Origin of the sequence: Streptomyces sp. LX-29 (genome assembly GCF_029541745.1) — a bacterium.
Lineage (GTDB): Bacteria > Actinomycetota > Actinomycetes > Streptomycetales > Streptomycetaceae > Streptomyces.
In genome coordinates this window covers 3,591,457-3,616,834 of the sequence record NZ_CP089746.1, presented here as the reverse complement: position 1 = coordinate 3,616,834, position 25,378 = coordinate 3,591,457, and the positions used below count along the sequence as shown (strand labels likewise).

Annotated in this window: 24 protein-coding genes; 9 read left to right on the top strand and 15 right to left on the bottom strand. The window is 70.8% G+C overall.

Going from position 1 to position 25,378, the window contains the following annotated elements; translation table 11 throughout:
- Positions 1-89: 89 nt before the first annotated feature.
- Positions 90-1,142: a CU044_5270 family protein gene (locus LRS74_RS15470; RefSeq protein ID WP_277741554.1), complete on the bottom strand. Its 1,053-nt coding sequence runs from the start codon at positions 1,140-1,142 to the stop codon at positions 90-92.
- Positions 1,135-1,779 (bottom strand): sigma-70 family RNA polymerase sigma factor, encoded by a 645-nt coding sequence (locus LRS74_RS15465; protein ID WP_277741553.1) that lies wholly within the window; start codon positions 1,777-1,779, stop codon positions 1,135-1,137. Before LRS74_RS15465 ends, LRS74_RS15470 begins: the two co-directional genes overlap by 8 nt.
- Before the next feature lie 107 nt (positions 1,780-1,886).
- On the opposite strand from LRS74_RS15465, the gene ctaD reads away from it, so the two are divergent.
- Positions 1,887-3,551: a cytochrome c oxidase subunit I gene (gene ctaD, locus LRS74_RS15460; RefSeq protein WP_277741552.1), complete on the top strand. Its 1,665-nt coding sequence runs from the start codon at positions 1,887-1,889 to the stop codon at positions 3,549-3,551.
- The gene (locus LRS74_RS15455; protein WP_277741551.1) at positions 3,548-3,949 is read left to right on the top strand and encodes a hypothetical protein; all 402 of its coding nucleotides are present in this window, start codon (positions 3,548-3,550) and stop codon (positions 3,947-3,949) included. Before ctaD ends, LRS74_RS15455 begins: the two co-directional genes overlap by 4 nt.
- Positions 3,950-4,055: 106 nt before the next feature.
- Here the strand turns inward: LRS74_RS15455 and LRS74_RS15450 are convergent, their stop codons facing one another.
- On the bottom strand, positions 4,056-4,724 hold the full coding sequence (locus LRS74_RS15450) for a CAP domain-containing protein (RefSeq protein WP_277741550.1): 669 nt from the start codon (positions 4,722-4,724) through the stop codon (positions 4,056-4,058).
- A 426-nt stretch (positions 4,725-5,150) separates the two neighbouring features.
- Here LRS74_RS15450 and LRS74_RS15445 point away from each other — a divergent pair, with 426 nt between their 5' ends.
- The 3 genes from LRS74_RS15445 (at position 5,151) to LRS74_RS15435 (ending at position 8,259) form a co-directional block, all read left to right on the top strand.
- Complete coding sequence (locus LRS74_RS15445) at positions 5,151-5,408, top strand: ferredoxin (RefSeq protein WP_277741549.1); 258 nt, start codon at positions 5,151-5,153, stop codon at positions 5,406-5,408.
- A complete protein-coding gene (locus LRS74_RS15440) occupies positions 5,398-6,792 on the top strand; it encodes an FAD-dependent oxidoreductase (RefSeq protein ID WP_277741548.1) in 1,395 nt (464 codons plus the stop codon). Before LRS74_RS15445 ends, LRS74_RS15440 begins: the two co-directional genes overlap by 11 nt.
- A 213-nt stretch (positions 6,793-7,005) precedes the next feature.
- Complete coding sequence (locus LRS74_RS15435; RefSeq protein WP_277741547.1) at positions 7,006-8,259, top strand: cytochrome P450; 1,254 nt, start codon at positions 7,006-7,008, stop codon at positions 8,257-8,259.
- Positions 8,260-8,281: 22 nt separating this feature from the next.
- Here the strand turns inward: LRS74_RS15435 and LRS74_RS15430 are convergent, their stop codons facing one another.
- The gene (locus tag LRS74_RS15430) at positions 8,282-9,253 is read right to left on the bottom strand and encodes a LysR family transcriptional regulator (protein WP_277741546.1); all 972 of its coding nucleotides are present in this window, start codon (positions 9,251-9,253) and stop codon (positions 8,282-8,284) included.
- 156 nt (positions 9,254-9,409) lie between these two features.
- Between LRS74_RS15430 and LRS74_RS15425 the strand changes: the two genes are divergently transcribed.
- On the top strand, positions 9,410-10,840 hold the full coding sequence (locus LRS74_RS15425) for an MFS transporter (protein WP_277741545.1): 1,431 nt from the start codon (positions 9,410-9,412) through the stop codon (positions 10,838-10,840).
- Positions 10,841-11,056: 216 nt separating this feature from the next.
- Here the strand turns inward: LRS74_RS15425 and LRS74_RS15420 are convergent, their stop codons facing one another.
- Both LRS74_RS15420 and LRS74_RS15415 read right to left on the bottom strand, forming a co-directional pair.
- Entirely contained in the window at positions 11,057-11,533 is a 477-nt protein-coding gene (locus LRS74_RS15420; RefSeq protein WP_277741544.1) for a DUF6328 family protein, read from the bottom strand.
- Positions 11,530-11,853, bottom strand: coding sequence for a plasmid stabilization protein (locus tag LRS74_RS15415; protein WP_277741543.1), 324 nt, complete (start codon positions 11,851-11,853; stop codon positions 11,530-11,532). The genes LRS74_RS15420 and LRS74_RS15415 overlap by 4 nt, the downstream gene beginning before the upstream one ends.
- A gap of 101 nt (positions 11,854-11,954) precedes the next feature.
- Here LRS74_RS15415 and LRS74_RS15410 point away from each other — a divergent pair, with 101 nt between their 5' ends.
- The 3 genes from LRS74_RS15410 (at position 11,955) to LRS74_RS15400 (ending at position 17,299) form a co-directional block, all read left to right on the top strand.
- Complete coding sequence (locus LRS74_RS15410) at positions 11,955-12,974, top strand: helix-turn-helix domain-containing protein (protein ID WP_277741542.1); 1,020 nt, start codon at positions 11,955-11,957, stop codon at positions 12,972-12,974.
- Positions 12,975-13,386: 412 nt separating this feature from the next.
- On the top strand, positions 13,387-13,848 hold the full coding sequence (locus tag LRS74_RS15405) for a rhodanese-like domain-containing protein (protein ID WP_277744770.1): 462 nt from the start codon (positions 13,387-13,389) through the stop codon (positions 13,846-13,848).
- Between the two features lie 325 nt (positions 13,849-14,173).
- Positions 14,174-17,299: a BTAD domain-containing putative transcriptional regulator gene (locus LRS74_RS15400; protein ID WP_277741541.1), complete on the top strand. Its 3,126-nt coding sequence runs from the start codon at positions 14,174-14,176 to the stop codon at positions 17,297-17,299.
- Between the two features lie 36 nt (positions 17,300-17,335).
- Here the strand turns inward: LRS74_RS15400 and LRS74_RS15395 are convergent, their stop codons facing one another.
- The 9 genes from LRS74_RS15395 to LRS74_RS15355 form a co-directional block, all read right to left on the bottom strand.
- Positions 17,336-18,172: an ABC transporter permease gene (locus LRS74_RS15395; protein WP_277741540.1), complete on the bottom strand. Its 837-nt coding sequence runs from the start codon at positions 18,170-18,172 to the stop codon at positions 17,336-17,338.
- Positions 18,169-19,152, bottom strand: coding sequence for an ATP-binding cassette domain-containing protein (locus LRS74_RS15390; RefSeq protein ID WP_277741539.1), 984 nt, complete (start codon positions 19,150-19,152; stop codon positions 18,169-18,171). The genes LRS74_RS15395 and LRS74_RS15390 overlap by 4 nt, the downstream gene beginning before the upstream one ends.
- 761 nt (positions 19,153-19,913) lie before the next feature.
- Positions 19,914-20,339 (bottom strand): PIN domain-containing protein, encoded by a 426-nt coding sequence (locus tag LRS74_RS15385; protein WP_277741538.1) that lies wholly within the window; start codon positions 20,337-20,339, stop codon positions 19,914-19,916.
- Entirely contained in the window at positions 20,336-20,614 is a 279-nt protein-coding gene (locus LRS74_RS15380; protein ID WP_277741537.1) for a CopG family transcriptional regulator, read from the bottom strand. The genes LRS74_RS15385 and LRS74_RS15380 overlap by 4 nt, the downstream gene beginning before the upstream one ends.
- Positions 20,615-21,203: 589 nt before the next feature.
- A complete protein-coding gene (locus tag LRS74_RS15375; protein ID WP_277741536.1) occupies positions 21,204-21,494 on the bottom strand; it encodes a hypothetical protein in 291 nt (96 codons plus the stop codon).
- Positions 21,495-21,549: 55 nt separating this feature from the next.
- Positions 21,550-22,584 carry a Shedu anti-phage system protein SduA domain-containing protein gene (locus LRS74_RS15370; RefSeq protein ID WP_277741535.1) on the bottom strand — a complete coding sequence of 345 codons (1,035 nt, stop codon included), beginning with the start codon at positions 22,582-22,584 and terminating at the stop codon, positions 21,550-21,552.
- A 202-nt stretch (positions 22,585-22,786) separates the two neighbouring features.
- Positions 22,787-23,638, bottom strand: a complete 852-nt coding sequence (locus tag LRS74_RS15365) for a DUF1932 domain-containing protein (RefSeq protein ID WP_277741534.1) — start codon at positions 23,636-23,638, stop codon at positions 22,787-22,789.
- Positions 23,635-24,222, bottom strand: a complete 588-nt coding sequence (locus LRS74_RS15360) for a guanylate kinase (RefSeq protein WP_277741533.1) — start codon at positions 24,220-24,222, stop codon at positions 23,635-23,637. Before LRS74_RS15360 ends, LRS74_RS15365 begins: the two co-directional genes overlap by 4 nt.
- Entirely contained in the window at positions 24,219-25,235 is a 1,017-nt protein-coding gene (locus tag LRS74_RS15355; RefSeq protein WP_277741532.1) for an AAA family ATPase, read from the bottom strand. The genes LRS74_RS15360 and LRS74_RS15355 overlap by 4 nt, the downstream gene beginning before the upstream one ends.
- Positions 25,236-25,378: the final 143 nt, after the last annotated feature.

The following is a 25,378-nucleotide window of genomic DNA, read 5'->3' as shown; positions in this document are numbered from 1 at the left end:
CGGGCCGTCGATCGTCCGCGGGCCCGTCGTGGGGGGCGCGCCCACGCGGCGCCGGCTTCACCGGGGTCGCTCAGCGCCGCGCCGCCGGCTCAGGGCAGCCACGCCTCGTACGAGAGGACGTCGCCTGCCCTGAGCCGGAACTCCGGCTGGTCCCGGGCGGCGGTCAGCTCGACGCCCAGCACACGGCCGTCCTCCGGGCTGAGGACGACCATGTAGCGGGCCTCACCGGACCGGTGGGTGTACGCCTGCCCCCGCCGGCCGAGGCGGTCGGTGACCGCGCCGGCGGGGCGCAGGCCCTCGGTCCGGGAGAGCAGGGTGGCGATCGCGGCGTGCCCGCGCGGGCCGGGGGTCCACGTCCGCAGCAGTGCGGAGAGGTCGTCCAGCAGCTCCGTGGTGGTGCCGGTGGTGCCGGTGGGGCCGTGCAGCCGGGTGAGGTAGGTCCGCAGCGCCGCCGGCTCGTCGGGCGGCTCGTCCCCGGGCAGTCGGGTGCCGGCGGGGTACTCCGTGCGCTCGATCACCTTCCCGTCCGCCACCGGGCGGGCCCTGCCGCCGGAGTCGTCGATCACCGGTTCGCCGGGCCTGCGCGGATCGGTGGCCACGGTCAGGTCCGTGCCGCTGCCGTCGGCGCTCCAGCGGATGACGCGCTCCTGGGGCAGGGTGACGGGCGCGGCGGCGTCGGCACCCACCTCCAGGCTCACGTACCAGGCCTGGAAGTGGCTGCCCCGGCGTGGCGGGGCGGTGCTGCCATCCGCCGCGGCCCAGGCCCGTTGGGCGATCTCGGCGAGCGGCACCGGGCGGGAGCCGGCCCGCGGAACCAGCGCGGTGGGCGCGGCGGCCGCGGGAGCCGTGGTGGCCTCGGAGAAGACCACGGTGAGGGTGACCACCACGAGCACCGCCGCGGTGGCCGTCGCCGCGGCGCTCAGCATGAACCGCCGGGCGAGGCTCGGCCGGCGGCCGGGCCACCCGCCCGCCCGGGCCCGCTCCCGCGGGCGGTTTCCGGACAGCTCCGCGGTCCGCGGCTCGCCCCGCATGAGCAGGTTCAGCCGCCGCTCGGCGGCGTCGTCCAGCGGCCGGTCCCGCCAGGGCCCCTCGTCGGCGCGCACGGGGTTGGCCAGCCGCAGCCGCTCCAGTTCATCAGCCATTGCCCAGGCCCATCTGCGTCGTACGGGGGGTGGTTCGGGAAGCGCGGGGAGCGCGAGGGGTGCGCGGCGCCACGGCCGCCGGCTCCCTCGGCGGCGGCTCCGGGGCGGGGGGCGGGGCGGCGCTCCGCGCGCCCTCGGCCCGCATGGCGTCGATCTGGTCCCGCAGCCGGCGGCGGGCGCGGTGCAGCCGCATGGCCGCCGCGCTCTGGCCGCACTGGAGCGCCACCGCCAGCTCGGCGAGGCTCAGCTCCTCCCAGCTGGTCAGCCGCAGCACCTCCTGGTCGGCGGGGGAGAGCCGGGACAGCGCCTCGTGCACCCAGGCGGCCGGGTCGTCGCTGTCCGGGCTGCGCACGATGTGGGTGCCGTGCGCGGCCTGGTGGTGACCGATCCGGTTGAGCAGGCGGCGGTAGCGGCTCTGCCCCCGCACGGTGTTGGCCAGGCAGTTCCGCGCCACGCCGTACAGCCAGGGGAGTGTGGCCTCGGGGAGCTCGGCGCGGCGGCGCCAGGCGACGGAGAAGACCTCCGCCACCACCTCCTCGACCTCGTGCGCCTGCCCGTCCAGCCGCCGCGCGACATAGCGGCTGACCGCCCAGTAGTGCTCCCGATAGGCATCGGCGAACGCCTCGTCCGTGCTCATGTCCGCTTGGTGTCCGGCATGCCGCCGATCATCACACCCCGGGGCTGTGACTTTTCCCGGCGACCGGACCGGTGAGGGAGAGGGGGGTGTCCGGACACCTACGGGGCATGAGGCACACGCAGGACCGCCGGCCCGCGGCGGTGAAGTGGCTGACCACCACGGATCACAAGACCATCGGCACGCTCTACCTGGTCACCTCGTTCGCGTTCTTCTGCATCGGCGGCGTGATGGCGCTCTTCATGCGCGCCGAACTGGCCCGCCCGGGGCTGCAGATCATGTCGAACGAGCAGTTCAACCAGGCGTTCACCATGCATGGCACGATCATGCTGCTGATGTTCGCCACCCCGCTCTTCGCGGGCTTCGCGAACTGGATCATGCCGCTGCAGATCGGTGCGCCCGATGTGGCGTTCCCGCGGCTGAACATGTTCGCCTACTGGCTCTACCTGTTCGGCTCGCTGATCGCGGTCGGCGGCTTCCTCACCCCGCAGGGTGCGGCCGACTTCGGCTGGTTCGCCTACTCCCCGCTGTCGGACGCGGTCCGCTCGCCGGGCGTCGGCGCCGATATGTGGATCATGGGTCTGGCGCTCTCCGGCTTCGGCACCATCCTGGGCGCGGTCAACTTCATCACCACGATCATCTGCATGCGCGCCCCAGGCATGACGATGTTCCGCATGCCGATCTTCACCTGGAACGTGCTGCTCACCGGTGTGCTGGTGCTGCTGGCCTTCCCGGTGCTGGCCGCCGCGCTCTTCGCGCTGGAGGCGGACCGCAAGTTCGGCGCCCACATCTTCGACGCCGCCAACGGCGGGGCGCTGTTGTGGCAGCACCTGTTCTGGTTCTTCGGCCACCCCGAGGTGTACATCATCGCGCTGCCGTTCTTCGGCATCGTCTCCGAGGTCATTCCGGTGTTCTCGCGTAAGCCGATGTTCGGTTACATCAGCCTCATCGCGGCGACCATCTCGATCGCGGGTCTCTCGGTGACCGTGTGGGCGCACCACATGTATGTCACAGGCGGTGTGCTGCTGCCGTTCTTCTCCTTCATGACGTTCCTGATCGCGGTTCCGACCGGTATCAAGTTCTTCAACTGGATCGGCACGATGTGGAAGGGGAGTCTGAGTTTCGAGACGCCCATGCTGTGGGCGACCGGATTTCTCATCACCTTCGTGTTCGGTGGTCTGACCGGTGTCATCCTGGCCTCGCCGCCGATGGACTTTCATGTCTCCGAGTCGTACTTCGTGGTGGCGCACTTCCACTACGTGATCTTCGGAACGGTGGTCTTCGCGATGTTCGCCGGCTTCCATTTCTGGTGGCCGAAGTTCACCGGGAAGATGCTGGACGAGCGGCTGGGGAAGATCACGTTCTGGACGCTGTTCATCGGCTTCCACGGCACCTTCCTGGTGCAGCACTGGCTGGGCGCCCAGGGAATGCTGCGCCGCATTCCCGACTATCTGGTGGGTGACGGATTCACCACGCTCAACACCGTTTCCACGGTCTTCTCGTTCCTGCTCGGCATGTCGATCCTGCCGTTCCTCTACAACGTCTGGAAGACCGCCAGGTACGGCGAGAAGGTCGAGGTCGACGACCCCTGGGGGTGGGGCCGTTCGCTGGAGTGGGCCACCTCCTGCCCGCCGCCGCGACACAACTTCCACGCCCTGCCGCGGATCCGCTCCGAATCCCCGGCGTTCGACCTGCACCACCCCGAGATCGCGGCGGACGCGGACGGACCCGACCCGCTCGACGCGCCCGACGAGCAGCAGGAGGCCCTCGTATGACCACGGTGAACGGCAACGCGGTGAACGGCGGGGGGACGGCCGGAGCGGCGGACCCGGTCGGCGCGGCCCGGTCCGTGGACCCCGCCGAGGTGATCAACGCCATCGAGGGCTATCTGCTGTGGGAGGGGGAGAAGCACCAGGCCCAGGCGCGCGCCCGGGCGCTGTGCGGGCGGATGCCCTGGCTCACCGACTCCCAGCGGACCGAGGTCGAGCGGCTTTATGTCGAGGACCACCTGAACACCTCGACGGCGTATCTGAAGCGGGTGGCGCGGCGCAGCGCCGAGCTGCGCGCCGAGTACGAGGGCGTCTACCGGGTGCTGCGGCGCCGGCTCCTCGTCGCCTTCCTGTCGGGCGCGGCCGCGGTGGGGACGGTGGCGGCGGTGATCGCTCTTCGCTAGCCGCCGAAAAGACCACGCGGGCCCCGACCGGATCTCCTCCGGCCGGGGCCCGCGCGGGCTGTCCGCCGTTTCAGGGGGCTTGGCGGCGGTCTGAGCGGAGACGGCTCTAGCGGGCCGTTCCGAAGTTCTGCGTCCAGTAGTTGCCCGGCTGCGCGAGGCCGACGCCGATCTCCTTGAAGGAGCAGTTCAGGATGTTGCGCTTGTGGCCGGCGCTGGACATCCAGCCCTGCATGACCTTCTCGGGAGTGGAGTAGCCGTAGGCCACGTTCTCGCCGTAGGTGCTCCAGTTGTAGCCGGCGCGGGTGATCCGCTGGCCGGGGTTGGAGCCGTCGGAGCCGGTGTGCGACATGTTCTGGTGCGCGGCCATGTCCTTGCTGTGGGCCTGCGCGGCCTGGGTCAGCTTCGCGTTCACCGTCAGCGCGGAGCAGCCGGCCTTGGCGCGCTCGGCGTTGACCAGCTCCACGACGCGCTTCTGCGCGGTGGTCAGCGTGGTGGTGCCCGAGGTGGGGGTGCTCGGGGTGGCGCTCGGCGAGCCGGAGGCGCTCGGGGCGACAGGGTCGGCGGGCGCCTTCGCGCCACGTCCGTTCTGCGCGCGCCAGTCCTTCTGGGAGGCGTCGCGCCAGTCCTTCTGGGAGGCGCGATGTCCGGAGGAGTCGCCCTTGCCGCCCTGATCGTCCAGGCACGCCATGGCGACGGACGGGATGCCGACCGCGGCCACGGCCACGGCGGCGATGGTTATCTTCCGGTAGTGGGTGTTCCTGCGGTGCTTCGTCATATTGCGACCTCACCTCGTTTTCGTGGGGGGACCGTCATTCTGGAGACCGCCGAAGGGGCCCGGCAATGACCTGCGTTACTAAGCAGACTCGTAGGGCGGCAGGGTTCTTGCGATGCGTGAGTGGGCATGCTCTTCCCGCACGCGGGGATGCGCCACGAAATCTGGTGGACCGTCAAATCCCCTTATGCGCGGACCAGACGACGGAAATCGCTGAGTGGATCACAGCGCATTCCTCGCCCTGTGCGACAAATGTCCATTCCGGGCGGGACGCGTCTCAAATGTCGGCCGGTGCTTCTCTACTATCCGGCGGGGTGAGAAGCGGAATGCGCTGTGAGGGATGTCACGAATCGGTGACGGCCTTCGGGGGTCACCCCTTTGGTCCGGTTGTGCGCGCGTGACCGCGAGAGCCCACCCATGCTGGGGCATATGAGACTTGTGGTCGATCTCGTCCGCTGTCAGGGCTATGCGCAGTGCGCCTTCCTGGCGCCCGACGTCTTCACCATGCACGGCGAAGAGGCGCTGTTGTACAACCCGCACGCCGACGCGGTGCAGCGGGAGAACGTGCTGCGCGCGGCGACCGCGTGTCCGGTCCGGGCCATCACGGTCGAGGACACCGAGGCCCCGACCGGCACCGGCGGGCGCGTCGACTCCGCGGCCGCGGGGGTGGGCTCCGATGCCCGCTGACGGAACCCTCGAGCGGCTGCGGCGCGAGGGCCGGATCGTGATCGTGGGCGCCTCGCTGGCCGGACTGCGCGCGGCCGAGACCCTGCGCGTCGAAGGCTTCACCGGCTCGCTCACCCTGATCGGGGACGAGCCGGCCGAGCCGTACGACCGGCCGCCGCTCTCCAAACAGGTGCTGCTGGGCAAGGCCGCCGCCGACCGCACCACCCTCCCCCGGCGCCGGGAGATCGACGCGACCTGGCGGCTCGGCGTCGCCGCCACCGGGCTGGACATGGCCGCCCGCACGGTGCGGCTGGCCGACGGCGACGAGGTGGAGTACGACCGGCTGCTGATCACCACCGGGGTCCGGGCCCGTCCGTGGCCGCATGAGTTGGAGGCCGAACTGGACGGGGTGTTCGTGCTGCGGGACCGGGACGACGCGGCCCGGCTGTACGCCCGGCTGCGGGCCGGGCCGCGCCGGGTGGTGGTCATCGGCGCCGGATTCACTGGCTCGGAGATCGCCTCCGCCTGCCGTGAACGGGGGCTTCCGGTCACCGTCGTGGAGCGCGGCGCGGCCCCGCTGGTGGGCGCGCTCGGGGCCGTGGTCGGCGAGGTGGCCGCCGCCCTCCAGCGCGAGCACGGAGTGGACCTGCGCTGCGGGGCGATGGTGACCCGGCTGGAGGGGGACTCGGCCGGGCGGCTGTGCCGCGCCCATCTGGCCGACGGCGAGACCGTCGACACCGATGTGGCGGTGGTCGCGCTCGGCGCGACCCGCAACACCGAGTGGCTGGCCGGCTCCGGGCTCGGCGCCGGGCCCCGCGGCATCGCGTGTGACGCCGGCTGCCGCGCCTTCGACGCCAGCGGCATCGTCACCGACGACATCTTCGCGGCCGGGGACGTCGCCCGGTCCCCGCATCCGCTCTTCGGGTACCAGTTCCTCTCCCTGGAGCACTGGGGGAACGCCGTCGCCCAGGCCGAGATCGCGGCGCACAACATGATCCACGCCAGTGCCGACCGCCGTCCGCACCTCAACGTGCCGGCCTTCTGGTCCTCGCAGTTCGGGGTCAACATCAAGTCGGTCGGCGTCCCGCCCATGGGCGAGCAGCTGCTCATCGCCCAAGGCGCGCTCGCCGAGCGCCGTTTCACCGGCGTCTACGGCTACCAGGGCCGGGTCATCGCCGCCGTCACCTTCGACCAGACGAAGTGGCTGGACTTCTACCAGCGGCAGATCGAGTCGGCCGCGCCCTTCCCACCCGCCTTCACCACCGTGGATCGCCGGGCCGAGAACCTGCACCCGGTCCCGGCCGGCTTCCCCGACCCCTCGCAGCCCACCCATGGGCCGACCGTCACGGTCAGCGGCTACTCGCCGACCGACCGTCGGATCACCTTCACCCCGGCCCGGGTCTGAGCGAGGCGCCGCGGCGGCCCGCCCGTGCCCGCCCCGCCCCGCCCCCGCTCGCCTCGCCGGCCCCGGCCGTACGCCCGACGGACGCGCCGCGGCCCCGACCGTCCGGCCCCACGCCAGACCAGCCGTCCGCATCTCCCGTCGACCCGCCTGTATCGCCCGACGACCCCGCCCCGCACGTCCCGCGGCTCCGCCGCCTCCGCCCAAGGACTCCCCATGACGCACGGCACCCTCCTGCGGCAGATCACCGACTACGCCAACCGCGCCGACCCGTACCCCTTGTACGCCGAGCTGAGGAAGACGCCGGTGCTGCACGAGGAGGACGGCCCGTACGTGGTCAGCACCTACTGGGAGATCCGGGGCCTGCTGCACGATCCGCGGATCAGCTCCGACGCCCGCAATCTGTCCCCCGCGGCCGCGCGGCTCTCCCCCGAGGTCGCGGGGGCGACCGAGGAGGAGGAGGGCTCGGGGCTGCCGCCCAGCTTCCTGCGGCTCGACCCGCCCGAGCACGACCGGCTGCGCCGGATGGCGATGACCCCGTTCGGCCCCCCGCACACCCCTCGCCGGATCCACGAGATGCGCGGCGAACTCACCCGGATCGTCGCCGACCTGATCGACGGCTTCGGCGACCGGACCCGGATCGACCTGGTGGACTCCTTCTCCTATCCGTTCCCGGTGACCGTGATCTGCCGGCTGCTCGGTATCCCGCGCGAGGACGAGACGCGCTTCCACACCTGGGCCGACACCATCGCCGCCAGCCTGGACCCGGATCCGTCCGCGGACCCGGTCGAGCGACGGCGCGTCGCCCAGGGGGCCCGTACCGAGCTGGGGATGTACCTCTCCGGCCTGATCGAGGAGCGCCGCCGCACCCCCGGCGACGACCTGCTCTCCGCGCTGGCCGCCGGGCACGGCCCGGACGGGCAGATGAGCCATCTGGAAGTGCTCACCACCGCCGCGCTGCTGCTGATCGCCGGCCATGAGACCACGGTCAACCTCATCACCAACGGGATGCTCACCCTGCTGCGCAACCCGCCGGTGCTCCAGCGGCTGCGGGACGAACCCGGCCTGGCCGTCCCGCTGGTGGAGGAACTGCTGCGCTTCGAACCTCCGGTGCAACTGCTGCCCCAGCGCACCACCCTCGCCGACATCGAGATCGCCGGCACCACCGTCCCCAAGGGGGCCTCGCTCTGGCTGATCCTGGCCTCGGGCAACCGCGATCCGCGGCGCTTCGCCGACCCCGACCGCTTCGACCCCGACCGCCCGGACATCCAGCACCTGGGCTTCGGCAGCGGAATCCACAGCTGCTTCGGCGCCCCGCTGGCCCGGCTGGAGGCACAGATCGCCCTCGCCGAGCTGGCCCGCCGACTGGAGGGCCCGCACCTGGTCGAGGACCCGCCGCCCTACCGCCGGAACGCGGTGCTGCGCGGCCCACGGCATCTGAACATCGCCTTCGACCGCCTCGTGGGCTGAGCCCGGTCGGCGACGGTCCGCTTCAGGCCGGGGCCCCGGCCGGCTCCGCGACCTGGCGTGGGGCCGCGCCCCGGGCCGGCTCGGACTCGCCCCGGCCTGGCTCGGACGGCTCCTGGGCCGTCTTCAGCGCCGTCCGGGCGAAGGCCCGCACGGCGCCGGTGCTGTCGGCCGCCCGCCACACCAGTCCGTAGCCGACCGGGGCCACGTCGTCCAGCGGCAGGTAGGCGACCCCGGGACGGGGGTGGTAGGCGGCGGTGTGCGCGGTGGTGAGGAAGGCGCCCTTGCCCGCGGCGACCAGCATCAGCGCCTCCTGCAGGCTGGTGATGCCGGGGCCGCGCGGGATGGGCCGGCCGTTCGGGGTCCGCGCGGGGCCGTGGTGCTCCCGTCGGTACGCGGGGAGTTCGCCCTCGACGGTCAGCAGGGGCACCTCGGCCAGCTCCTCGAGCGAGACCCGCCGCCGGGCGGCGAGCGGATGCCCGGCCGCGACGGCCAACACCCGCTCCTCGGTGAGCAGCGCGGGTCCCTCGCCCAGGTCCGCCTCCCGCACGGGCAGCTCGATGAGCTGGATGTCGAAGTCGCCCTTGCGCAACGGCCCGTAGGGGTCCGCCAGCGGCACCTCGCAGATCTCGACGTCGAGCCCCGGGTGGCCGGCGCGCAGCGCCTCGGCCGTCTTCATCACGACCTCCCCGGCCAGCGGGCTGGAGAAGCCGACGTGCAGCACGCCGCTGACGCCGCGCGCGGTGGCGGCGGCCCTGGCGACGGCCGCGTCGATCGCGCGATGGTGCGGGGCGAGATCCTCGCGAAGCTGCCGCCCGAGGGCGGTGAGGGCGACCCGGCGGCTGGTGCGGGCGAACAGCGGGGCGCCGACGCGACGTTCGAGCCGCCGCACCAGCTGGCTCACCCGGGCCCGGGACAGCCGCATGCGGTCCGCGGTGCGCCCGAAGTGCAGCTCCTCGGCGAGGATCAGGAAGCACTCCAGTTCGTCGCGCTCCATGGCCGCCCCTTCGGTCCCGCGGATCGGTAAGCCTGACTGAACCAACATTGCGATCTTCGCCGTTGTTCCCCCTCCCCGGCCGATCGAGGGTGGTGGGGCGGAGAACTTCCCCCGCCGTCACCGTCTCGACCGACCAGAGGAATCACGGAAATGCAGATGAGCGCGAGAAATTGGGGCGTGCTGTTCGTCCTGTGCGGGGCGATCTTCCTGGAGGGCATCGACGTGGCCATGCTCAATGTGGCCCTGCCGTCGATCCGCGCCGAGCTCGGCATGTCCACCGGCGAGCTCCAGTGGGTGATGAGCGCCTACGTCCTCGGCTACGGCGGCTTCATGCTGCTGGGCGGGCGCGCGGCCGACCTCTTCGGGCGCCGCCGGATGTTCGTCCTCTGGCTGGCGGTCTTCCTGCTCTTCTCCGGCCTGGGCGGCTTCGCCACCGAAGGCTGGATGCTGATCACCGCGCGGTTCGTCACCGGGGTGGCGGCCGCCTTCATGACACCGGCCGGCCTGTCCATCATCACCACGAGCTTCGCGGAGGGGCCGCAGCGCAACAAGGCGTTGCTGATCTACTCCGGGACCGCGGCCGGCGGCTTCTCCGTCGGCCTGGTCGTCGGCGGGCTGCTCACCGCGGTCGACTGGCGCTGGGTGTTCTTCGCCCCCGTCGTCCTCTCCGCGGTCATCCTGGTCGGCGCGCTGACGCTGGTGCCCGCCTCGCCCCGCCCGGACCGGACCGGGCAGCGCGTCGATCTGGCGGGCGCGGTGAGCGTCACCGCGGCCATCGTGCTGCTGGTCCTGGGCGTCGAGCGGGCCGCCCACGCGAGCCTCGGCCAGACCATCGGCACCCTCGCCGCGGGGCTGGCCCTCTTCGCCGCCTTCGTCGCCGTCGAGCGCCGCGCCGCCGCCCCGCTGGTCCGCCTCGGCCTCCTCCGCGGCGGCCCGCTGGTCCGCGCCAACGTCGTGGGACTGCTCTTCGCCGCCGGCTTCTTCGGCTTCCAGTTCCTCGTGGTGCTCTACCTCCAGGAGCTGCGCGGCTGGTCCACGCTCCAGACGAGCCTCGCGATGGTCGTCATCGGCCTCGACTCGGTCCTGTCGCCCACCCTCACCCCCAAGCTGGTCGACCGGTTCGGCAACGCCCGGGTGATCTTCGGCGGGCTGCTGCTGGCGGCGCTCGCGTACGGGTTGTTCCTGCCGGTCGGCGCCGACTGGACGTATCCGATGATGCTGCCGAGCCTGGTCCTCCTCAGCCTCGGCTTCGCGCTGGCGTACGGCCCGCTGACCATCGTCGCCACGGAGGGCGTCCGGGAGGAGGAACAGGGCCTGGCCGGCGGTCTGCTCTACACCTCCTTCCAGTTCGGGGCCGCGCTCGGCCTCTCCGCCGTCACCGCGGTCAACGTCGCCGCCACCGACGGGAACAGCCCCGCGGCGCTGCTCGACGGCTACCACGCCGGCCTCGTCGTCCCGGTGGTCACCGCGCTGCTCGCCGCCGCCGTCGGCGCCTTCGGGCTGCGGTCCGGCCGCCGACCGGGCGTGGTCGCGGCAGCGGGGGACACGGGCGCCGCCGACCGCGCGCAGACCCCCGCCGCCCGCTGACCCGCCCCACCCCGGGGCCACGCCTGGGACCTGTACGTCGAGGGCGGCCCGCCCGGCGTCGGCTACGACCCGATCCGGTACTGGAGCGGCGGCCCCGACGACCCCGAGTACCACGTGATCCGCATCGACCCGCGCCGCGTCCGGCTGGTCCGCGGAACCGACCTGAGCGGCACGATCTGGCGGGGCGAGGGCCAGGGCCCCGGTGCGCCCCGTGGTTCAGTCCGCGCGGTGGCGGTGCCGGGCCCACAGCGGCAGCACGTACCAGCACAGCACGTACCAGAGGAAGACCAGGGCGACCATCCACGGCACGAAGGCGTTGTGGGTGGCCACCCGCAGCACCAGGAGCAGCGCCGAGACCATCGTGCCCAGCAGCAGCACCAGCCCGATGTTGGTCAGCCGGTGCGCCCACCGCACCGTCTCCGGCTTGATGCGGCGGCCGGAGACGAGGCGGTGGAAGGAGACGGGTCCGATCAGCGCCCCGGTCGTCGCCGCGCCCAGCACCACGGTGACGATGTAGATCGTCTGGTCGGCCTGGCCCAGCTCCTCGTAGCGCGGGGTGAAGACGACGGCCAGGAGGAAGGCGAACAGCACCTGGACGCCGGTCTGGGCCACCCGGACCTCCTGGAGGAGGTCGCCCCACATCCGGTCGGCGCGCTCCTCGTCCGTCTCGTCCCGCCCCCTGCGCTCGGTCATTCGCCGAGGGCCCGCTTGAGCTGTGCCTTGTTCATGTGCGAGCGGCCCTCGACGTTGCGCCGCTGGGCCTCGGCGTACAGCTGGTCGTACGTCGGACCCTGCGCGCCCTTGCCGGAACGCTGGCCGCCGCGCCGCCCGGAGGACATGTCCTCCAGGGAGCTGCGGCTGGCGGTTTCGGACTCGCCCGCCCGGGCCCGTTCCTTGTTCACCGTGCGGGCGGCGATCTCCTTGGCCCGCTTCTCACTCTCGCCCCGGTCCTTCGCGCTCTCCTTGATGTGCTCGTACTGGCGTTCGCGCTTGGGGCTGGAACCTCTGGGCATCACACTCACCTCGTTCGTCGTATCACCGGGTCGCCGCCGGTCATGCGTCACGGTGGCGTACGGCGCCCGGCGGGAACCCTCCCTCTCATTAAGATCCGGCCATGGCGAAGTCGCACGTGGTGGCGGTGCTGGCGTTCGACGGAATGGCGCCGTTCGAACTCGGTGTGGTGGTGGAGGTATTCGGGCTCGCCCGGCCCGAGCTCGGGGAACTGCCCTGGTACGAGCTGCGGGTCTGCGCCGAGGAGCCCGGCCGCGACCTGCGCGCGATCGGCGGGTTCTCGCTCCGCGCCGAGCACGGCCTGGACACGCTGGCGGCCGCCGACACGGTGATCGTGCCGGGCGTGCCCCGCGCGGGCGGGGCGGTCTCCCCGGCCCTGGTGGACGCGCTGCTGCGGGCGCACACCCGCGGAGCCCGGCTGGTTTCCATCTGCTCGGGCGCCTTCGCGCTCGCCGCGACCGGGCTGCTGGACGGTCGCCGGGCCACCACCCACTGGCGGTACGCCCGCACCCTCGCCGAGCGACATCCGGACGTCGAGGTCGACCCGGACGTGCTCTACGTCGACAACGGCGACGTGCTCACCAGCGCCGGCAGCGCCGCCGGCATCGACCTGTGCCTCTATCTGGTCCGCGCCGACCACGGCGCCGCCGTCGCCAACACCGTGGCCCGTCGCTTCGTGGTGCCGCCCCACCGCGAGGGCGGGCAGGCGCAGTTCATCGAGGCGGCGGTGCGCCCGATCGGCGAGGAGGACGACGGCGTGGCGCGAAGCATGGCCTGGGCGCTGCGCCGGCTGCACACCCCGCTCTCGGTGCCCGCCCTGGCCCGCGCCGCCCGCATGTCGGAGCGCTCCTACCTGCGGCACTTCGCCCGCCGGAACGGGGTCAGCCCGATGCGCTGGGTCGTCTCGCAGCGGGTGGCGGCGAGCCTGCCGCTGCTGGAGTCGGGCGAGGGGTCGATCGACGAGGTCGCCACCGCGGTCGGCTTCGACAGCACGGCCACGTACCGCCACCACTTCACCCGGCAGATGCGGACGACACCGACCGCCTACCGCAGGGCGTTCACCCGGGTGCCCGGCCCCGCGGGGCAGCCGCTCGGACCGGGGATCCGGCTGGCGGGATCTTGACGAAGGGCGGCGTTCACGCCACTCGTGGGGCGGGAGCGGGGCCCGGAGGATGGAGTCATCGCCGAGCGGGGGAGCCCCCGGCCGGCGCGGACCACCGCCGAGCGAGGGCCCCGGCTGGCGCGGACCACCGCCGAGCGGGGGAGCCCCCGGCCGGCGCGGACCACCACCATCGCCGCCGTCCCACCCCGCGCGCCACGCAAGGAGTACGCAGATGACCGTCGCCGCCCCGTCCCCCGAGGTCACCCCGTCCGTCGAGGCCGCGCGGTCCGCCGCAGCCGCCCCGTCCGTCGAGGCCGCGCGGTCCGCCGCAGCCGCCCCGTCCGTCGAGGCCGCGCGGTCCGCCGCAGCCGCCCCGTCCGTCGAGGCCGCGCGGTCCGCCGCAGCCGCCCCGTCCGCCGAGGCCGCCACCGGGATCGTCAGCGCCGTTCTGAACGTCCCCGCCGCCGCGCCCGCCGAGGCCGCCGCCCACTACGCCGCCCGGCTGGCCTTCGAGGCCGACGTCTCCGATGTGCGCGCCGACCTCCTCGCCGGCGCCGCCGGGGTGGTCGTGGTCGACTCCCGTGGCGACGCGGCCTGGGCGCAGGGACACATCTCCGGCGCCGTGCACCTCCCGACCGCGGAGATCGCCGAACGCGCCGCCGAGCTGATCGACCCGTCGGCGACCGTGGTGACCTACTGCTGGGGGCCCGGCTGCAACGGCGCCACCCGCGCCGCCCTCGCCTTCGCCCGGCTCGGCTACCGGGTCAAGGAGATGATCGGCGGCTTCGAGTACTGGGTGCGCGAGGGCTTCCCGTACGAGACGCCCCAGGGCACCGAGCAGCGGCCGGTCGACGACCTGACCGCCCCGCGCTCGGGCATCTCCTGCGCCTGCTGACCCATGCCCGCCCGCCGGGGCTCGGCACGGCTCAGCGCCGCTCGACCCGTTCGGTCCGGCGGGGCGCGCCGGTCGCGGCCGCGAGCAGGCCGACCCCCTCCACAGCGCCGTGGCGAACATCGTGTCTCCGGCGCGGTCCGGGGGGCTGCCCCGTTCGCTGCTCCGGCCGCACTCGGTCGACGTGCTGACCGCCGTGCCGGCGGTGTCCCGTGTGTCGTGCCTGGTCAGGCCTTTACCAGGCAGGACAAGTAGGCGATGCTGAGCCGGCGTCGGAGCCCTGGGGAACAGGGGCCCGAGGAGCTGGTGCGGCAATGGGGGACATGCGGTGAGACTGGTTCTGCTCGGTTCGGTTCAGGCGTACACCGATGACGCGTCGCCGATCGCGATCGGGGGCGCGCGGCTGCGCATGCTCCTGGCCAGGCTCGCCCTGGAGGCGGGACGCGTGGTGTCCGTCGACGGGCTGGTCGACGGAGTGTGGGGCGAGGACCCGCCGGCCGATGCCGCCAACGCGCTGCAGGCCCTGGTGTCCCGGCTGCGCAAGGCGCTGCGCGGGGTGGGCACGGTCGAATCCACGGCGGGGGGCTACCGCCTTTCGGTGCGGACCGAGGACGTCGACGCCCACCGCTTCGAGCAGCTGGCCGGGCAGGGCAGAAGGCACCTCGCGGCGGGCCGCTTCGACGAGGCGGCCGCGGCGCTCGGCACGGCTCTCGGGCTGTGGCAGGGCGCGGCGCTGGCGGATGTGCTGGAGGCCCCGTTCGCCGGGGCCGCCGCGGCGCGCCTTGAGGAGGTGCGAGCCGCGGCGGCCGAGGACCGCTTCGACGCGGAGCTGCGGCTCGGCCGGCACGCCGAGGTCATGGCCGACCTCGGTGCGGCAGGTGCCGCACACCCGCTCAGCGAGCGCCTCGCCGGGCTGCGGATGCGGGCGTTGTGGGCGGCGGGACGGCAGTCGGACGCGTTGGCGACGTACGAGGAGATACGCGACCGGCTGAGCGAAGAGCTCGGCGTCGACCCCTCCGCCGAACTTCAGGAGATCCACCTCACGCTGCTCCGCGGCGAACTGGAGCGGCCAGCGGGCCGGCCCGAGACCGCGGCGAGCCGGCTCCCGGCACAGCTGACCAGCTTCGTCGGCCGGGAGACCGAGCTGGCGCGGCTCGCCGGGCTGCTCACCACCTCCCGGCTCGTCACCATCGTCGGCCCCGGAGGCGCGGGCAAGACCAGGCTGTCCCTTGAGGCGCTCACCAGGGACCGGGCCTATGCGCGCGGCCGGGTGTGGTTCGTGCCGCTGGCCGCGGTGGCCGCGGCCGATCAGCTGGTCGACGCCGTCCTCGGCGCGATCGGCGCGACGGACGGCGGCCTGTATGACGCGGGGCAGACCCACAAGACCGCTCCGGTCGACCGGATGGCCGAGCTGCTCGACGTCGGCGACGCGGTACTCGTTCTCGACAACTGCGAGCACCTCGTCGAGGCGACCGCGGAACTCGCCGACCGACTCCTGGAGCGCCTCCCGCAGCTGAGGATCCTCGCCAGCAGCAGGGAACCCCTTGCCATCACCGGGGAGGCGCTGTGCCACCTCGGCCCGCTGGACGTGCCCACCGGCACACCCGAGCCCGCCGCGGCGGCGCGGGCGGAGGCGGTGCGGCTCTTCGTCGACCGGGCCGCCAGTGTCCGGCCCGGCTTCGCGGTCGACGAGACCACGGTGGACGCCGTGGTGGAGATCTGCTGGCGCCTCGACGGGATGCCGCTCGCCCTGGAGCTCGCCGCGGCCAAGCTGCGTTCGATGAGCGTGGACCAGCTCGCACGCCGTCTCGACGACCGCTTCCGGCTGCTCACCTCGGGCAGTCGGACGGCACTGCCCCGCCAGCGGACGCTGCTCGCGGTGGTCGAGTGGAGCTGGGACCTCCTCGACGAGGCCGAACGGGCCCTCGCCGGCAGGCTGTCGGCGTTCCCCGGCGGGGCGACCCTCGCCGCCCTGGAGGCGGTCTGTGCGGACCCCACGCTGCCGGTCGACGACGTGCTCTACGTCCTCGACTCGCTGATCGAGAAGTCTCTGGTGACCGCCTCCGAAGGGGATGAACCGCGGTACCGGATGCTGGAGACCGTACGCGCCTACGCGGCCAACCGGCTCGCTGAGTCCGGAGACGACATCTCCGGTCCCTTCGCGGCGTACTTCCTCGCCCTGGCCGAGGAGAACGAACCCCGGCTGCGTACCAGGGAACAACTGGACGCGATCACGGTCTTCGACGCCGAGCACGCCAACCTGGTCTTCGCGCTGCGGTCGGCCGTGGACGCCGGCAACGGGGCCCTGGCCTCCCGGTTCGTCGACGCGATGTTCTGGTACTGGGGGGTTCGAGGGATGAACGCCCAGCTGGAGACGGCACTGGCGGAGGTGCGCAAGCTCGGCGACGCGCTGCCCCGGGCGCACTCGCTGGTCAGCTCGTCCGACTCGGCGGGGGCACGGGAGTTCCATCCCGCGGGCCTCCTCCTCCGGCTCTCCCAGCTCGCCTTCTCCGACGGGGAGTCGGAGTCCGCGGATACCGACAGCGGCCCGCGGCGGTCGTTGGACTCGCCGGACCCCTGGGTGCGGGCCAGTGCCCACCTGGCGTACGACTTCGTCCTCACCGAGCAAGGCGATCTGCGGACCGGAGCCCCGTCGCGCCTGGAGGCGCTGCACGGCTTCGAGACGGTGGGTGACCGCTGGGGCCTGGTGATGAGCCTGATCCCGGTCGGCCGGGACCATTCGCTGCGGGGCGAGCACGCGGCGGCCATCGCCGTCTTCGAGCGGGCCGTCGCGCTCAGCTCCGAGCTCGGCACCGAGGACTTCCTCCATCTCAGCAAGGCCAGACTGGCGCGGGAGCGCAGGCGCAGCGGCGATCTGGACGGCGCCCGACGCGACCTCGAGTCCGCGCTCCGCCGGGCCAAGGAGCGCGGCCACCGAAGGCTTGAGGCCAACATCCTGGTGGGCCTCGCGAACCTGCACCGCCGGACGGGCGACCTTGAGCAGGCCAACGGGGTCCTGGACCATCTGGAGGCCCTGGTGCGGCGGCGGGCCATCCCCGTCGAGGCCGCCGAGGACCTGATCGTGAGCACCAGGATGGAGAACCGGCTCGCGCAGGGGGCGGCGGCACAGGCTCGCGCGCTGCTGCCCACGGCTGCCGCCGCGCTGTTCGCCCAGGGCGCCGGGGCCGGTCTCGCCTGGGTTGCGGAGTTGCTCGGCGGGCTGCTCGACCTGGAGGGCGATCCCGTCGGCGCGGCCACCGCACTCGGCATGAGCCAGGTCATCCGCGGCGCCTTCGACGCGGGCGAGCCGGAGCTGCGCGAGCTGGTCGACCGGCTCGTCGGACGGCTCGGCGAGGAGGGCTACCGGGAGGCGTACCGCAAGGGCGCCGAACTGCCGAGACCGGACGCGCTGAACCGGCTGGCCGAGGAGGTCGGCCAGCCGGTCGCATCGTGAGCGAAGTGGATCGCCTCGCTTCCTGAGCGAGGTGGTTCAGCCCGCGTTCTTGCGGTAGGCGCGCATCGCCAGGGGGAAGAAGACCGCGACCACGCCGGCCATCCAGCCGAGGCTGCCGAGCAGCGGACCCGCGACCTCGCCACCGTTGAGCAGGCCGCGCATCGTGTCGGCCATCAGGCTGACCGGGTTGACGTCGGACCAGGTCTGCAGCCAGCCCGGCATGGTCTCCGACTCGACGAAGACGTTGCTGGCGAAGGTCAGCGGCAGGACCACGACGGTCATCAGGCCCTGCACCGAGCCGGGGGTCTTGGCCAGCATGCCGATGTAGACCGACAGCCAGGAGAAGCTGAGCCCGAAGCCGATCAGCAGCGCGATCGCGGCCAGGGTGGAGAGCGGGTCGGTGGTGATCCGGTAGCCCATCACCAGCGCGAGGACCAGCAGGGTGGCGAGGCAGACCACGTAGCGGACGACATCGGCCAGGACGGCGCCGATCAGCGGGCTGGAGCGGGCGATCGGCATGGAGCGGAACCGGTCGAACATTCCGGTGCTCGCGTCGGCGTTCAGCGAGGTGCCGATGCCGATGCTGGCCTGGAAGACGGTCATCACCATGATGCCCGGGGCGATCAGCTGCAGGTAGGCGTGGTCGTCGCCGCCGGAGATGGCGCCACCGAAGAGGTAGACGAACATCAGCAGGAACACGATCGGGGTGAGGACCACATCGGCCAGCTGGGCCGGCGACTTGGCGAACTTGGTGACGCCGCGCCCGGCGAGGGCGAGGCTGTGCCGGACGGTCCGGGCGAATCCGAGGCGGAGCGGGGGCGCGGCGACGTGCCGGGTGGCTGCGTGGGCGGGGGTGATGGTCTGGGCGCTCATGCCGCGGTCCTCTCGGGGTTGATCTCGTCGTCCTGCTTGTCGTTGGTGGCGGTGCGACCGGTGAGCGCGAGGAAGACCTCGTCCAGGCTGGGCAGCCGCAGGCCCATCTCGTCGGCGGAGATGCCGGCCGCGTCCAGCCGTCGGGCCAGGGCGGACACCAGCAGCGGGTCGTCGGCCGGGGCGGTGAGCAGACCGGTGTTGTGCTCCCGGGCGGGGACGGTGCCGGTGAGTTCGGTCAGGATCTGGGCCACCTGATCCACATCGGCGGCCAGCGTCGGGCGCACCTGCATGATCTGGCCGCCGACCTGCCGCTTCAGCTCCCCGGGGCGGCCCTCGGCGACCACCCGGCCGCGGTCGAACACCGTGATGGAATCGGCCAGTTGGTCGGCCTCCTCCAGATACTGTGTGGTGAGCAGCACGGTGGAGCCGTCGTTCACCAGCTGCCGGACCACGTCCCACACCTCGTTGCGGGCGTGCGGGTCGAGACCGGTGGTCGGCTCGTCCAGGTAGATCACCTGCGGTCGGCCGACCAGGCTCGCCGCCAGGTCGAGGCGGCGGCGCATACCGCCGGAGAAGGTGCTGATCGGCCGACTCGCGGCCTCGGTGAGCGAGAACTGCTCAAGCAGCTCCGCGGCCCGTGCCCTGGCGGCACGCTTCGACAGATCGAGCAGTCGGCCGATCAGCACCAGGTTCTCGATGCCGGACAGACTCTCGTCGACCGAGGCGTACTGCCCGGTGAGGCCGATGAGCTGGCGCACCCGCACCGGGTCCCGCACCACATCGTGGCCGCCGACGGTGGCGCGGCCGGCGTCGGGCCGGATCAGCGTGGACAGGATCCGCACGGTGGTGGTCTTCCCGGCTCCGTTCGGACCGAGCACCCCGATCACCTTGCCGGCCGGCACCTCCAGGTCGACGCCGTCCAGCGCGACGAAGTCCCCGTAGCGTTTGACCAGACCCTCGGCCCGGATGGCGTACGACATGTGCTTTCTCCTCTTCAGGCCCGCTCGCCGTTCTCGATGAGCAAGACGATGCCGGGACCTGCTGACAGGGGACGGCCAGGGCGCTGACAGGGCTTCCGGACGGCTGTCAGCACCTGACAGGGGACGTGCCGTGCGATCAGTGCCGGCGCGACGGCGGGGCACGGCGGTGCGTCCGCCGTGGCCGTGCGGGCGCGGAGCACCGAGCGGCCGCCGCGGCGAGGTCACCCACGCTGTCAGCGCGCCGCGAAAGCCCCGGCTGAAGGACGTGGACGCGCGGGACGGGCAGCCTGTGTGACGCATGTCGCACCGCCGGGCGGTCCTGCCGCTCTGGGGCCCCGATGTCGTGGACGCCATCACGGGAGAGGAGCCGGGCGGGTCCGCCCGTATGCGCGCTCGGTACATGCGATGTCACCGGGCCGCGGCTTGCGACTGTCGCCAGGAGGGTCGGAGGAGTCCTGTGGGGTGCCGGTGCCCGGTGCCGGTGTGGCCGGACGGGCCGGCCGGGCCACGACTGGGACGGAGACCGAGACGGAGAAACGCCAGAGGGCTGGACCGCCGGAGCGGTCCAGCCCTCTGAGCTGGCGGAGGATACGAGATTCGAACTCGTGAGGGGTTGCCCCCAACACGCTTTCCACATGTTCACACGGGTGTCCGGCGAGGGGTGTAGGTGTCCTGACCTGCGGCGGAGCGTTCGGGGTGGCCACGTCTGGACGGGGCCGGACGGGGGCGAATGAGACCAGAACCGAGACCAGAGCGCTGTGTCATATCGTCTTGACGACGATCGAGCGTGGAACCAGCCTCTCCAGGTCATCCGCGTCCGAGGTGAAGACGGTGACCTGTCCTTTCTGCTGTCGGGCGACGACCGCGAGCACGGCGTCGATCGCGTACTTGTGGCCGTGCAGCTTGGCGTCGGCCAGGAGTCGGCGGGCCTGGCGGGCCTCGTCCTTGCCGATGTCGGCGACCTTGAGTCGCGAGAGCACCCAGTCCCAGCGCTGCTCGGTGGTTCTGCCGTCGTACGCCTCGACCAGCGTCATCGGGGAAGTCACCACCTCGGCCTCACCTCGCGCCGCGAGGTCGAGCCAGGCGATCATCTTCCGGTCGCCGCGCACGGCCAGGGACAATGCCTCGCAGTCGAGTACGAAGACACGCAGTGGCCGCTGGCTGTGCTCACTGGCGCGCTTCTTCACGCGGCCTCTCCGGCGTTGTGTCCTCCGGTGGTGCGGCGGCGCTCGTGCTCGGCGTCGAGATCTTCCAGTTCCGCGAGTGCTGCCGCGCGCTCGTCCCCGGTGACCGGGCCGTGTTCCTCCTGCAGCCAGTCGACGAGCTCCAGCAGCCGGTCCCGGTCGCGCTTGAATCGCAGCGCTTCGGCTACATACGCCGAAAGTCCCCGCTCAGCCGCCTCGGCGCGGATCTCGTCCAGGAGATCCTCGGGGATCGTCACGGTCACTTTCTTGGTTGCCATACAAGAGACCATACTCTTGGTGCAAGGGCCCCTACCAAGGGGTTGCTGTGATCAGTCAGACCCGGGAGGCAGATGGTCAACCCGTGAGCATTTCCCGTACATGTTCGCGAGGTCGTGCCGTGTCACTCGGTCACCTCCGATGCGGAGCAGGAGGCAGTCGTGTCCGCGAAGCGGTGGGAAGCGCACGAAGTGCGCGGAGTGTCTCGGCGGTGTGCAAGTCGGCGAACGGACGCTTGGACGGCGCTCCCGCCGTCGCCGCCGGATGCGCTCCGCCGCGCGTGCGGAATGTCGTAGATGTCGGAGTTGAATGAGACTGTAACTGAGACCAGGGCATGCCAAGAACCCCGGCCGCTGAAGCGGTCCGGGGTCCTTGTTTCGCCTGTTCAGGCGGCTGCGGAGGATACGAGATTCGAACTCGTGAGGGGTTGCCCCCAACACGCTTTCCAACTGTCCGCATGGCTGTACGGGGGCGTCCGTGGGGGTTCGTGGGGCAGGTCAGACGGGGTGTGCGTACGGCGGTGAACGGTGGCGTCCGTTAGTGCACTGGACAAAGACCAGGACAACGCGAGGTCAGCACGAAGGCTCCAGCTCAGACGCGAGGGACGACGCCGACGAACTCTTCCCCCTTGTGGTTGCCCATGATGAAGGCGAAGCCGTGGCCAGCTGCGCAAGTGAGGTCTACCTGCAAGTACCCGCCTCGGGTGCCAAGAGGGCTGTCGTAGGCGTCCCTGTCGGGGTGCACGGTTACCGAGCCGTGGTCACCTCCGTCGGCCGCCCGTTCGACCTCGGTGATTCCGCAGGCCGGGCACATGAGCTTCCACTGAAGATTCCATGAGCCGGGGGCGCTCTCCGTAGGCACAAGGGTGCCGTTGTGGTCCATGGGCATTATGCCTCCTCGCACGTTAGTGTTACCTAGCAGAATTCCATCGCGCAGGTCAGGCCGAGAGCGCATCCGGCTCGCCTTGCTGCCCCCCGACGTGATCGGTCACTTGCCGCAAGAGCGTTTCACTTTGGGCCAGCAATTGGTCGTACGTCATCACGCTGATCCCGTGCATCCTGCTGTTGAGGCCATGGAGTGCTCGCAATTGCGTGTCTCCCCAGTCATGCGAACGACCGATCACGACCGCCGCACGGGGGTGGTATGCGGCGATGTCGGCACGGCCCTGGTAAAGGCCGCTCTGAGCCATCTGGTGCAGTGTGTCGAGATACCGATGGCACTGTCCAATTGCTTTGGTTGTAGCGGAGGACCAATACCAATTCCTGTGCGTTTCGTCGAACAGGATCACGTCCATGTCGGGACGCTTGAGTTCGAAAATGTCACGCAGTCCATTCGCAGTGGACTGCATCATCACGTCAACGTGGTCGCCGATTCCGATGACTCGTTGATTATCGCGAGCAACATATGCATTCCCGAACGCCCAAGAGTGGCGCTCGCACCAGTCTTGATAGATTGATTCTCTGGCCTTGCCCTCGTACAGGTTCTGTCTGAGTTCAGTTACCGCAGCCCGCAGCTCGCCTATCCGTACGCTCGCTGAAAATGCCTTGGCGAGTTTCATCGGATCGACGCTGCGGGCCACCATTCTTGCGAACTGGCGACTGTCGAGTGCGCCGCCCAAGGCGCGTGCTGCATCTTCGCTAACCTCCGGTTGGCTGCCCAGGTCATCGGTGCGTAAGACCAGGTATCGCCCGTCTTCGTCCTCTTCCGCAACCGACAAGCATTGCGCGATATGCCGCTTCAATATGCGAAGATCTTCTTCTTTCAGGGATATCTCGCAGATCTCCGCTGTCCTCTTGTCTTCGCGGATTAGTTTGATTGCGAGTTCGGACCGAGAAGAGTCGTGAGGTATGAAGTACGGTAGAGCCTTGATGCTCACTGATCGGTTATCTCGGATAGTGAGTGCGTCGCAGTACGAGACCCGCCCCGACGACGCGGGGCGGCGGTCAAAGTAGGCAGGCTCGTCCCAGTCCATGGCGACATTGTGACCAATCAACCCTTGGGGCGCATGGGGTTACGTAAAAGTGGAACGCTTGTGCGGGTAGCGAGACCCCGGGGTCGGGTTTGCGTACGGGGTGGCTGGCAGCTGGGCGTAGATGGAGAGATGGCCTCCGTGAGCCCGACATCGTGGTGCGGGGCGTGGCGGAGGCCATCGAGGCACTGCGGGCAGTGGCCGCTTAGCCGGGTTCACCGTCCGGGGCGTCGTGTAGGTGGTCAAGTGCTTGGGGGATGCCCGGAGACGAGTCCTTCAGGCTGTCCCACCGGCTCAGGACCGCGGCTGACGCATCGGCCAGCTCGGAGGGAAGCCCAGCTTCCCGGAGGGCGTATGCCAGCTCTCGCATCTCAGGGCCCCAGCGCCATGACCGGGCGGCGACTTTGGGGATGTAGGCAGTCTCAGCGAGGTAGCTGGTCGTGCGGCCCTGGGCGATGTCGAGCAGCTCGTCCTCCACGCCGTAGTCGCGGGCGAGGGCATACGAGACTGCCGCCAGTACACGGCTCGCCTTCTGGTAGCTGCTGTACGACAGCTTGAGTGCGGAGGCACGCCCGATGCCGCCGGGTAGGGGGTGAGCCTGTACGGCTGACCCCGTGAAGAGGGCGGCAACTGGTGTCAGTGCGTCCGTAGGGCCGGACAGGTAGAGGCGAGCCGACTTCGAAGCGGACGGGGGTGAACCGATGACGGAGCCGTCGACGACGGTTGCCCCGGTCCGGGCCACGAGGGCGTAGACGCGCGCCATGCTCGCCGGTGAGATCGCGTTCCCGTCCACGTAGATTCCCGTGAAGGGGTGAGCCGAGACTTCGACGGCGACGTCCTCCGCGTACGCGGGGGGACAAATGCTGAGGATGATGTCGGCTCGCTCGGTCAGCTCCGCGAGGCCATCCACCGCTGTCAGTCCGTACCGCTGAGCCCGTTCCCTGGTCGCGGAGCTACGGCCGCGGGGGCACCACAGAACGTCGGCTCCGTTGAGGCTGGCCTGCGCTGCTACGGCCGCGCCCATGCTGCCCGGGTGAAGGATTCCGACGACAGTCATCCGACCAGCCCGCGGATATCGCGCTCTTCGGAAGGCACGCCGGCCGAGCGAGCGCCGTCGATGACTTGGGCGGCCTGAGATGGACTCATCTGGTCGGTTCGGATCACGACCGACCAGGGCTCTGCCGCGTGGTCTTGCAGGTCCTGCCGGGTCTCGTGCCACACCTTGAGCCGGGCTTCCACGTCCTTGTCGCCGCGTCCTTGGCAGCGCTGCCGCGTGACTTCTTCGGCACACCACAACAGGACCCGCACCCAGTGAATGGGGAAGGTAGTGACGGCGTGCGCTCCGGCAACCTGACCCATGTGGAGGACAGGGAAGCGCCCAGCGTTCACGAGCGTGGAGACTTCGGCGCGATCGATGGCGTACTCGGCGTCGTACCGGCTGTTCCGGTACAGGATCTCTCCGACCTGAGCCATCTCCTCGATGCGCTGGGCCGTGGTGAGTCGGTATCCCGTGGTGCGCCCCGGACCTGCCTTGAGCCGCCGGAAGAGCACGTACTCCGGCCGTAGGCGCGATAGCTCGGCTGTGATCGTGTCCTTCCCGGCCCCCGGCGGGCCGTAGAGGATGACGCCGGAAGGGTTCACAGTCCGCCTCCACTCAGCACTTCGCGGGCTTCGTCGACCAGGGCCACAGCGGCGCCTAGCCGGTTGTCGACGATGAAGTGCGGCCCCCGCGGCCGCATCTTCAGGTCGAGGCCCGAGACGTACTCCTCCCATGCTTCCATCTTCCAAGCGTCCCGTGCCGCTCCACGAAAGTCGATGTACTCGCGCATCGACTCCGGGTCGCACTCAACCCATATCGTCGCGACGGAAACCCGCTTGGATCGGCAGCGGTTCTGGAATCGCTGCATCCATTCGGCCTGGGAGAATTCAGAGACGAATGGAGCGTCGAGGATAACGGAAATTCCGCAGTCCACATTGTCCCATGTCGCTTCCATGAGGCAGCGGTATTCGAGCGGTCGCACCTTTTCCCGGTAGAGCTCTGAACTTCGGTCGTGTGCCTGCCCGCCCATGGCGACCAATAGTTGGTCCACGAGTGGACGCGTCAAAGAGTCTTTGTCGAGGATGGGCCAGCCGGTGATACCTCCGAGGAACTTTGCGAACTCGGACTTCCCTGAGCCTGCGAATCCTCCGACCAGGATTACGGTAGGGCCGTCGATGCTCCCTCCTGTCGTATGGCGGCGCCATGCGTCAACCAAACGATTGTGCAGAGCCTCACTGTCCACGTCATCCGTGCCTTCGCGGATGCTGCTCAGCGCTCGGCGTACCACGTCTGGCTGATCGGGGAGCTTTCGCTCCATTGATATGGGCGCCGGTACGGATTCCACAGGGGCATCCTCTCCGGGCAGGGCGCGACGGAAGCCGAGTTGGGCCTCATTTCGGTGGTAGAGGCGGCAATAAGCCCGGCGGTAATGCGGGCCGGGATATACCGTTCCCTTCTCGTGGCCCCAGATCGTCTGGAAGTTCGCGGCAATATTGAAGCCGTGGCGCTCCGCGATTTCGCGGAGCTTCTCCCCCGTTTCTTCCAGAGTGAGCCCAATCCCCTCGCGATGCATTCGCAGAAGATCAGGCTTCCAATCCGGGTGCTTCCGAGCCATCTGCCCCTCCTAGATAGCTAGTCGAGCAGCCGCGAGTGTAGCGGCTCGACTAGGGCTATGGAAATTCGTGATAGCGCATGTGTAAGCGGATGTATAAAACCGCTGGAACTTTCTCAGGTAGCGGGACGTGATACCGGTTTTCG

What these genes read in the sequence shown, in the direction of transcription:
- LRS74_RS15395 (WP_277741540.1), bottom strand. Translation starts at nt 18,172, where the DNA reads ATGAGCGCCCAGACCATCACCCCCGCCCACGCAGCCACCCGGCACGTC.
- LRS74_RS15355 (WP_277741532.1), bottom strand. Translation starts at nt 25,235, where the DNA reads ATGGCTCGGAAGCACCCGGATTGGAAGCCTGATCTTCTGCGAATGCAT.
- LRS74_RS15410 (WP_277741542.1), top strand. Translation starts at nt 11,955, where the DNA reads ATGGCGAAGTCGCACGTGGTGGCGGTGCTGGCGTTCGACGGAATGGCG.
- LRS74_RS15415 (WP_277741543.1), bottom strand. Translation starts at nt 11,853, where the DNA reads ATGCCCAGAGGTTCCAGCCCCAAGCGCGAACGCCAGTACGAGCACATC.
- LRS74_RS15375 (WP_277741536.1), bottom strand. Translation starts at nt 21,494, where the DNA reads ATGGACCACAACGGCACCCTTGTGCCTACGGAGAGCGCCCCCGGCTCA.
- LRS74_RS15365 (WP_277741534.1), bottom strand. Translation starts at nt 23,638, where the DNA reads ATGACTGTCGTCGGAATCCTTCACCCGGGCAGCATGGGCGCGGCCGTA.
- LRS74_RS15440 (WP_277741548.1), top strand. Translation starts at nt 5,398, where the DNA reads ATGCCCGCTGACGGAACCCTCGAGCGGCTGCGGCGCGAGGGCCGGATC.
- LRS74_RS15420 (WP_277741544.1), bottom strand. Translation starts at nt 11,533, where the DNA reads ATGACCGAGCGCAGGGGGCGGGACGAGACGGACGAGGAGCGCGCCGAC.
- ctaD (WP_277741552.1), top strand. Translation starts at nt 1,887, where the DNA reads ATGAGGCACACGCAGGACCGCCGGCCCGCGGCGGTGAAGTGGCTGACC.
- LRS74_RS15370 (WP_277741535.1), bottom strand. Translation starts at nt 22,584, where the DNA reads ATGGACTGGGACGAGCCTGCCTACTTTGACCGCCGCCCCGCGTCGTCG.
- LRS74_RS15430 (WP_277741546.1), bottom strand. Translation starts at nt 9,253, where the DNA reads ATGGAGCGCGACGAACTGGAGTGCTTCCTGATCCTCGCCGAGGAGCTG.
- LRS74_RS15465 (WP_277741553.1), bottom strand. Translation starts at nt 1,779, where the DNA reads ATGAGCACGGACGAGGCGTTCGCCGATGCCTATCGGGAGCACTACTGG.
- LRS74_RS15445 (WP_277741549.1), top strand. Translation starts at nt 5,151, where the DNA reads ATGAGACTTGTGGTCGATCTCGTCCGCTGTCAGGGCTATGCGCAGTGC.
- LRS74_RS15380 (WP_277741537.1), bottom strand. Translation starts at nt 20,614, where the DNA reads ATGGCAACCAAGAAAGTGACCGTGACGATCCCCGAGGATCTCCTGGAC.
- LRS74_RS15450 (WP_277741550.1), bottom strand. Translation starts at nt 4,724, where the DNA reads ATGACGAAGCACCGCAGGAACACCCACTACCGGAAGATAACCATCGCC.
- LRS74_RS15390 (WP_277741539.1), bottom strand. Translation starts at nt 19,152, where the DNA reads ATGTCGTACGCCATCCGGGCCGAGGGTCTGGTCAAACGCTACGGGGAC.
- LRS74_RS15435 (WP_277741547.1), top strand. Translation starts at nt 7,006, where the DNA reads ATGACGCACGGCACCCTCCTGCGGCAGATCACCGACTACGCCAACCGC.
- LRS74_RS15455 (WP_277741551.1), top strand. Translation starts at nt 3,548, where the DNA reads ATGACCACGGTGAACGGCAACGCGGTGAACGGCGGGGGGACGGCCGGA.
- LRS74_RS15470 (WP_277741554.1), bottom strand. Translation starts at nt 1,142, where the DNA reads ATGGCTGATGAACTGGAGCGGCTGCGGCTGGCCAACCCCGTGCGCGCC.
- LRS74_RS15425 (WP_277741545.1), top strand. Translation starts at nt 9,410, where the DNA reads ATGAGCGCGAGAAATTGGGGCGTGCTGTTCGTCCTGTGCGGGGCGATC.